Source organism: Microbacterium sp., assembly GCF_030149085.1.
GTDB lineage: Bacteria > Actinomycetota > Actinomycetes > Actinomycetales > Microbacteriaceae > Microbacterium.
This window is the reverse complement of sequence record NZ_JASBSF010000228.1, coordinates 1-7,861: the sequence shown is the minus strand read 5'-3', so window position 1 is coordinate 7,861 and position 7,861 is coordinate 1. Positions and strand designations below refer to the sequence as shown.

Annotated in this window: 6 protein-coding genes and 2 pseudogenes; 3 read left to right on the top strand and 5 right to left on the bottom strand. The window is 67.5% G+C overall.

Annotated features, from left to right (window positions below; translation table 11 throughout):
• The 4 genes and pseudogenes from Q1V87_RS09345 to Q1V87_RS09330 form a co-directional block, all read right to left on the bottom strand.
• A pseudogene (locus Q1V87_RS09345) lies at positions 1–448 on the bottom strand (hypothetical protein); the annotation flags it as partial.
• Complete coding sequence (locus tag Q1V87_RS09340; RefSeq protein WP_300591953.1) at positions 445–1,704, bottom strand: ATP-binding protein; 1,260 nt, start codon at positions 1,702–1,704, stop codon at positions 445–447. The gene Q1V87_RS09340 and the pseudogene Q1V87_RS09345, both read right to left, overlap by 4 nt.
• Entirely contained in the window at positions 1,701–2,375 is a 675-nt protein-coding gene (locus tag Q1V87_RS09335; RefSeq protein ID WP_300591951.1) for a response regulator transcription factor, read from the bottom strand. The genes Q1V87_RS09340 and Q1V87_RS09335 overlap by 4 nt, the downstream gene beginning before the upstream one ends.
• Positions 2,376–2,384: 9 nt before the next feature.
• Complete coding sequence (locus tag Q1V87_RS09330) at positions 2,385–3,677, bottom strand: class I SAM-dependent RNA methyltransferase (RefSeq protein ID WP_300591949.1); 1,293 nt, start codon at positions 3,675–3,677, stop codon at positions 2,385–2,387.
• Between the two features lie 35 nt (positions 3,678–3,712).
• Between Q1V87_RS09330 and Q1V87_RS09325 the strand changes: the two genes are divergently transcribed.
• Complete coding sequence (locus Q1V87_RS09325; RefSeq protein ID WP_300591947.1) at positions 3,713–4,381, top strand: nucleoside triphosphate pyrophosphatase; 669 nt, start codon at positions 3,713–3,715, stop codon at positions 4,379–4,381.
• Positions 4,382–4,459: 78 nt separating this feature from the next.
• Entirely contained in the window at positions 4,460–6,226 is a 1,767-nt protein-coding gene (locus Q1V87_RS09320) for a biotin carboxylase N-terminal domain-containing protein (protein WP_300591945.1), read from the top strand.
• Between the two features lie 20 nt (positions 6,227–6,246).
• Here Q1V87_RS09320 and Q1V87_RS09315 read toward each other — a convergent pair whose 3' ends face one another.
• Positions 6,247–7,695, bottom strand: coding sequence for an NAD(P)H-quinone dehydrogenase (locus Q1V87_RS09315; protein WP_292711689.1), 1,449 nt, complete (start codon positions 7,693–7,695; stop codon positions 6,247–6,249).
• A gap of 62 nt (positions 7,696–7,757) precedes the next feature.
• Here Q1V87_RS09315 and Q1V87_RS09310 point away from each other — a divergent pair.
• Positions 7,758–7,861: pseudogene (locus Q1V87_RS09310) on the top strand (purine-nucleoside phosphorylase); the annotation flags it as partial.

Below are 7,861 nucleotides of genomic sequence, written 5' to 3'. Positions count from 1 at the left end.
GCCAGTACCACGAGACGGCGGCGAGCAGACCAATGCCCACCCACGCGAAGATCGGGCGACGCCTCACCATGACGATGACCATCAGAGCGCCGATGCCACCGAGATACCAGACGACGTACGGTTCTTCGATCGCCTCCCGCGGCACAGCCAGGGACAGCGCGTTGGGAACGATGATCGTCGTTCCCAACGCCATGAGCGCGGCGGCAAGCGGCATCCGGTCGGATGATGCGCGGGGCGCCAATCCGGGTGCGGCCGGTGTCACATCATCGTCTTCGGGGTCGCGGTTGCCCCACAGCAGCGCGACCCCGGTGGTCACGACATAGAGCGCGACGGCAGCGACGAGCACCAGTGGCTCGGTGAACGGGCCGGTCCACCACAGCCCACGGACGGCAAGGTATGCCGTGAAGGCGAAGGCCAAACCGATCAGCAGGCGGCGGACACTGATCATGCTCGGGCCACCTGCCACGTGAGGCGCACGAGCGTCCCGCTCGAGTCGGACGTGATGTGCACGGTGCCGCCGACGGCTGCCACCCGAGCAATGATCGACCCGCGTATTCCGAGTCGATCATCCGGGACCGTATCGAGATCGAACCCCTCGCCGAGGTCTTGCACCTCGAGGTGCAGCCGCTGGGTGTCATGCTCGTGGCGGGCGGACACCGTCAGGCCGATACCGCCCGCGTGCTCGATCGAATTGGCAATCGCCTGCATAGCGGCGAGGATCAGCGCGTTCGCGACCCGACCAGGGATCTCGGGCGCGTCGTGGCCGTACGCGCGTTCCACGACAAGATCGACACCGAGCCCGCGGGCGCCACGTTCGACTTCCTCGACGAGCGTCCCGAAAGGTCGAGGGGCGTCGCTACCAAGACCCACATCGGTTTCGGCGTTCGCAAGTCGCGTCAGTGCCTCCCGCGCCATCGCCACGGCAAGGCCCTGCTCACGCGGCGTTTGCGCGCGCTCAGAGGCGATGAGTGCCGCGAGGACGCTGTCGTGCATGAGGGCTGCGACAGCGACGCGCTCGCTCTCAGCCGCTTCGGTGACCGCCGCGGCGGTGTATGTCTCCACCGCAGTGCGGCGTGACTCGTCGACATTGTCGGCGATCGAGCGAAACATCCAGCCCAGGGTCACGAAGACCCCGCCCAGGATGATGGCGAACGAGACGTCCAGCAGCGTCGGCCACCAGAAATCAACAGCGAATCCAGCCTGGGCCAAGCGGGTGATCCCGAACAGCACGGGCACGAAGACCGTCCACGCCATCTGCCAGACCAACGGCAGAAACATGATCGAGGACGCCGTGACCACGCTGACGAGGAACCACGTCCACGGCGGATCCGACGCCGGGATGTCCTGCCCCGCCACGACGAATGGCCAGGCGACGAGCGTCACGACGAAGACGGCGCAGAAGGCTATCGCGGCGGGTGGGATGCTCCGACCCACGACATAGGTCACGAGCAGGGCCGTCAGCGACCCGAAGTTCGCGACCATGAAGGCCACGTGCCACGCTTCGGGCTCCTGCACCGAGCCCAGTGCCGCCACGAACGCCTGCGCACCGAGAGCGAGCGATCCGACAGCCAAGACGATGCTGATCATCCGCTCGATCCGCCGCCGGGTGAACGACCCGAGCCCCGCCGTCGGATCGTGGGCAAGGGGAATCTGCGCCCACGCGGCGGCCAGCGCTCGCTCGCGGGGGTGAGTGTCGGCGCTCATCGCTTGTCCGATGCTCCGGCAGCGAACCCGTCAGCCGAGACGAGGCCGTCTTCCAGCGCACGACGAATGAGGTCGAACTTCGTAGAAGCCGAGCGCCCAACCTCGACGTACTTGAGCCGCACGCGGCTGATGTTCTCTTTCGCCGTCGAATACGCGATGCCCAGGCGCTCCGCAACAGCTTTCAGAGGCAAGCCGGCGGCATACAGACGCAGCACATCTCGTTCCCGCGCCGACAGCTGCGCGTCCGCGAACTCACGATCGCCCTCGATGGCGCTCGCCCATTCGACGTTGTTCAGGGGATCGCCGTCGGCCACGGCGTGGATCGCCGAGATCACGTCATCGATCGGAGAGGCCTTGCTCACGACACCAATGGCCCCGGCGACGAGAGCTTCTCGCACTGCCGACGGTCGGTCCGCCACCGAGTGCACCAGAATGCTGGAGCCGTCGGCCACGAGCCGCCCGACGTTCTCTCGTACTGTCGTTCCGTCGCCCAGGGTGAGATCGAGCACGACCACGTCGACCGGTGGAGCGCTTGTCGCGCGCCGCCAGCGGACGTACTCGGTGACAGTGCTTCCCGAGAAAACCACCTCGGGACCCCCGTCTGTCACACACGCCGCCTCTACCCCCAAGCGGACGGACTCATGGTCATCGATCAGAGCCACCCGCGTCATGGGGTCACTCTACCGAGCAGCATCGGGTCTGAGCAGAGCGACAGCCTCCATGTGATGCGAATGGGGAAACAGATCGATGCCGCGGACGCGATCGGCTCGGTAGCCGTGGTCGGCGAAGCGGGCGAGATCGCGGGCGAGAGCTACCGGGTCGCACGCGACATAGACGATGGATGCCGGCCCCAAAGCTGCCAGATCGTCGACCACGGCAGCACCCGCGCCTGTGCGGGGCGGGTCGAGCACGACGGTTCCGCGCGCGAGCCGTTCCCGGTCGCGGTCGCTGATCTTCTGGCGAAGTGCGCGCGTCCACCGGTCTACCCGCGCCGTCTCCACTCGCGCTCCGACCCACTCGGCGAGGTTCTCGCCGGCGTGCTCTGTGGCCTGCTCGTTCCCCTCGACCGAGGTGATGCGCGCCGCGGGGCCGGCCAGGTCACCCAGAAGCGCCCCGAAGAGGCCGACGCCGCCGTAGAGATCGAGGTGCCACCCGTCAGGGTCGATGCCGTCAGCGAGTTCTTCGGCGACGACGGTTGTGAGGGTGGATGCCGCCAGGCGGTGGACCTGCCAAAAGCCGCCGGCATCGACGCGGAAGCGCCGGGCACCGACGTGTTCGACCACGACCTCGCTGGGTCGTCGGGCTGAGCCACCACGTCGATCGGCGGCGTCGGGGCGCGGGAGCACGCGAACGTGGCCGTCGGCGGGCTGGACCAGGTCGACGCGCCCGGGTGCGTGACGTCCGAGCGCCGCGGCTGCCCGCTCGATCGCGGCCGTCGCCAGCGGCATGCTCTCGGTCGGAATGACGCGATGGCTGCGCGCGGCGTACGCACCCAGACGACCGTCATCGTCCACGTGCAACGAGACCCGGGTTCGCCACCGCGTGCCGTCGGGCTGCTCGGCAACGACGTGGTTGCCGACGGATGCCGGGCGAGGGCCCTCGAACTCGACGGGCACCTCCAGGTGGCCGGTGCGCTGCAGGGCTGTCGCCAGGATGTGCCGCTTGAGTTCGCGCTGGTGGCTGAGCTCGATGTGACCGAACTCGGCGCCCCCGGGCCGATCTACGGGATCGCGATCGACATCGGCTTCAGGCCAAATGTGGCGCTGGCGATGGGGCGATGGGTCGGTCACCTCGACGGTGTCCGCGCGCCAGAATGACGCCTTCGAAGCGTCGGTGAGCCGGGCGCGCACCCGTTCACCGGGGATCGTGTCTGCCGTGAACACCACGCGACCATCGAGCCTGCCGACGAACACGCCGCCGTGTGCGGCATCCGTGATCTCGAGGTCGACGATCTGTCCCACTTCGCCGGTCATGCATCGAGGATCTCACGGCCCGCTACCTTGGAACGATGCGCGTCCTGCTGGCATCCACCTCCCCGGCCCGGCGCGCACTGCTGCACCAGGCCGGTATCGAACCGCTCACCATGGCTCCGGAGGTCGATGAAGATGCGGTCATCCACGCCGTCGAGACAGCCGAGGGGCGAACGCTCCCGCCGGACGAACATGTGTTGCTGCTCGCACGACGCAAAGCCCTGGATGTCGTCGCGCGGCTCGCGCTCGAGGACGCCGAATTCGACGGGCTCGTGATCGGTGGCGACTCGATGTTCGAGCTCGACGGCCGGGTGCTGGGTAAACCGCACGAGCCGTCCATCGCAACCGAGCGGTGGCACGCGATGCGGGGGCGTACCGGCATCCTGCACTCCGGGCACAGTGTGTATCGCGTCATCCCCGGGCAGACTCCGATCGAGGCGCACGCTGTGGCTCGCGCGTCGGTGACGTTCGTCGACGACATGACGGATGCCGAGATCGAAGCCTACGTCGCCACCGGCGAACCGCTCGCCGTGGCTGGCGCGTTCACGGTCGACAGCCTCGGGGGCCCCTTCATCTCCCGCGTCGAGGGCGACCCCTCAACAGTGGTCGGGATGTCGCTGTCGACCCTGCGAAAACTGGCTCGAGAGCTCGGCGTCGCGTGGACGGAGCTGTGGAATCGCTCAGAAGATTCAGCGCAGCATCCGTAGACCTCGCTGCACGTTCACCGGGGTTTCTTGTCGGATCAATCCAATTTCGCACCCTGGGGCCTCGGTAGGCTGACATCCATGCCTCACATCGCCAAGGTCCTCGTAGCGAACCGCGGCGAGATCGCCGTCCGCATCATCCGCGCAGCACGGGACGCCGGCAAGGGCTCGGTGGCGGTGTACGCCGACCAGGATCGCGACGCTCTGCACGTCCGCCTCGCCGACGAAGCGTACGCCCTGGAGGGCACAACGAGCGCCGACACCTACCTCTCGATCGACAAGATCCTTTCGATCGCCCGGCGCTCGGGTGCCGACGCGGTTCACCCTGGTTACGGCTTCCTGGCCGAAAACGCCGAGTTCGCGCGCGCCGTAATCGCCGCCGGCCTCACCTGGATCGGCCCTTCCCCGGAAGCGATCGAAGCACTCGGGGACAAGGTCACCGCGCGCCACGTCGCCGAGAAGGTGGGCGCGCCGCTTGCCCCCGGGACTCCGGGTCCCGTCTCCGGCGCCGACGAGGTGCTCGCGTTCGTTGATACGCACGGGCTGCCGATCGCGATCAAGGCAGCCTACGGTGGCGGCGGCCGCGGCCTGAAGGTCGCCCGATCCCGCGATGAGGTTGCCGAGCTCTTCGAGTCAGCCACGCGGGAGGCGATTGCCGCCTTCGGACGCGGCGAGTGCTTCGTGGAGAAGTACCTCGACCGACCCCGTCACGTCGAAACCCAGTGCCTCGCGGATGCCGAGGGCACCGTCGTCGTCATCTCCACCCGTGACTGCTCGCTGCAGCGACGCCATCAGAAGCTTGTCGAAGAGGCACCGGCACCGTTCCTGAGCGACGAGCAGCACCGCATCCTCGTTGAGTCGTCCAAGGCGATCCTGCGCGAGGTCGGCTACCTCGGCGCCGGCACGTGTGAGTTCCTCATCGGGGCCGACGGCACGATCTCGTTCCTGGAGGTGAACACGCGGCTCCAGGTCGAGCACCCCGTCTCGGAGGAGGTCACGGGGATCGACCTCGTCCGCGAGCAGTTCCGCCTCGCCGAGGGTGAAGCGCTCGGCTACGACGACCCCGAAGCTGTCGGCCACTCCATCGAGTTCCGCATCAACGGCGAGGACCCCGGCCGGAACTTCCTGCCCCAGCCCGGCGACATCCACGTCTTCAAGACCTTCGGTGGTCCCGGCATCCGCCTCGACTCGGGTGTCACAGCGGGCGACTCCGTCAGCGGCGCGTTCGACTCGCTGCTTGCCAAGATCATCGTGACCGGTCGCGATCGCGCCGAGGCGCTGGATCGCGCTCGGCGGGCACTCGACGAATTCGAGGTGGCCGGGATGCCGACAGTGCTGCCCTTCCACCGCAAGGTCGTGCGCGACCCCGCCTTCACTGCCGAGGACGGTCAGTTCGGGGTCTACACGAGCTGGATCGAGACCGCTTTCGACAACGACATCCCGGCATGGGATGGCGAGATCGGCGCACCGCGCGCGGAGGAGTCCCGACACACCGTGGTCGTCGAGGTCGCCGGAAAGCGCCTCGAGGTGAGCCTGCCCGACCGTGTCGTGACAGCACCTGCCGGCCGCGGACGCCCCGCTGTTGTGCCGCCGTCGCGGCGCTCGCACGCAGGCAGCGCCGTGTCAGGTGCCTCGGGCGATGCGGTGATGGCGCCAATGCAGGCGACGGTCGTGAAGATCGCCGTCGAGGACGGTCAGCAGGTCGTCAAGGGTGACCTGGTGCTCGTTCTCGAGGCGATGAAGATGGAACAGCCGATTCAGGCGCATAAGGATGGCGTGATCGGCGCGATCAATGCAACGCCCGGTACGACGGTATCGGCGGGGCATCCGCTGCTCACCATCTCCTGAGCGCGGCCCCGCGTCCGGGTCTATTCTTCGGGCTCGTCGCGGTCGACGATGTGCATTGCGCGCGCGGCGTCCGTGATGGTGCCAGCAAGTGACGGGTACACGGCGAACACCCGGGAGACCTGGTCAACCGTGAGGCGACGCTCGACGGCGATCGCGATCGGGTAGATGAGCTCGGACGCACGGGGCCCGACGATGACGCCGCCCACGACAGTGCCGCTGCCCTCGCGGGCGATGAGCTTCACGAAGCCGTCTGAGATCCCCATCATTTTTGCCCGCGGGTTCGACGACAGGGGCAGCTTGTGGACGACACCGCCGATGAGGCCTGCGGCGATGTCTTCCTCACCCCACCCGACGGTTGCAATCTCGGGCGCCGTGAAGATGTTGGCGGTGATGCGGCGCTTCTCGAGCGGGATGACGACATCACCGAACGCATGGAAGACGGCGGTACGCCCCTGCATCGCCGCGACCGAGGCCAGCGGGAAGAAGTTCGTGCAGTCGCCGGCGGCGTAGATGTTCGGGACGGAGGTTCGTGCCACTCGGTTAACGCGGATGTGGCCGCTCTGGGTCAGTTGCACACCCGCCTGTTCGAGGCCGATGCCCGCGGTGTTCGGAATCGAGCCAACCGCCATCAGGCAGTGGCTTCCCTCGACGCGCGTGCCGTCCGAGAGGGTCACGACAACACCGTCGCCTTCGCGCACCACCGACTTGGCTCGGGACTTGGGAAGAAGCGTCATCCCCCCGCGCAAAAAGACACTCTCGATGACAGCAGCGGCATCCTTGTCTTCGCCCGGCAGAACCTGATCACGGCTCGAGATGAGCGTGACCTTCGAGCCGAGGTTCATGTACGCCGAGGCGAACTCGGCACCGGTCACACCCGAGCCGACGACGATGAGATGCTCAGGCAGCGTCTTCATGTCGTAGAGCTGCGTCCAGGTCAGGATGCGTTCCCCGTCGGGCTTGGCGCTGGGAAGCTCCCGCGGCGAGGCGCCCACCGAGATCACAAGGGTGTCGGCTTCGATGCGGTCGAAGTCGGTGCCGCCGGGGCCCGTCGAGACGACCACAGCGTTGTCATCCTCAACGCGACCGTGCCCCTCGAGGATCGTGACCCCCGCCTGCAGCAGGGACGCACGCATGTCTTCGGACTGCTGGCGCGCCAGGGCGAGCAGCCGCTTATTGACCTGCGCGAGATTGATCGCGATTTCCGGCTTCAGAGGGCGCCCGTCGCCACCTTTGGCGAACAGTTGAACGCCGAGTTCCCCGGCGCCCGCGATAGCGACAGCAGCGTCAGCCGTCGCGATGAGTGTCTTGGACGGCACGACGTCGGTGATGACCGCCGATCCCCCAACGCCGGCCCGCTCGACGAGCGTGACATCCGCCCCTAGCTGCGCTGCCGCAAGCGCCGCCTCGTATCCGCCGGGGCCCCCGCCGATGATTGCGACGGATTGGGTGCGCTCGAAGCTCAAAGACATGCGTCCATTGTTTCAGCACGGCCCCGTTGTTCACGCCAGCGCAGGGTTCCTAGAGTGGGAACATGTCAGACACGCTGAGCAACCCGCTCGATGATCCTCACGCCGACCCGTTCGAGGTCGCGCGAACCGCTGCATCCGATATCGCTCGTCTCACTGGCGTCGAGCA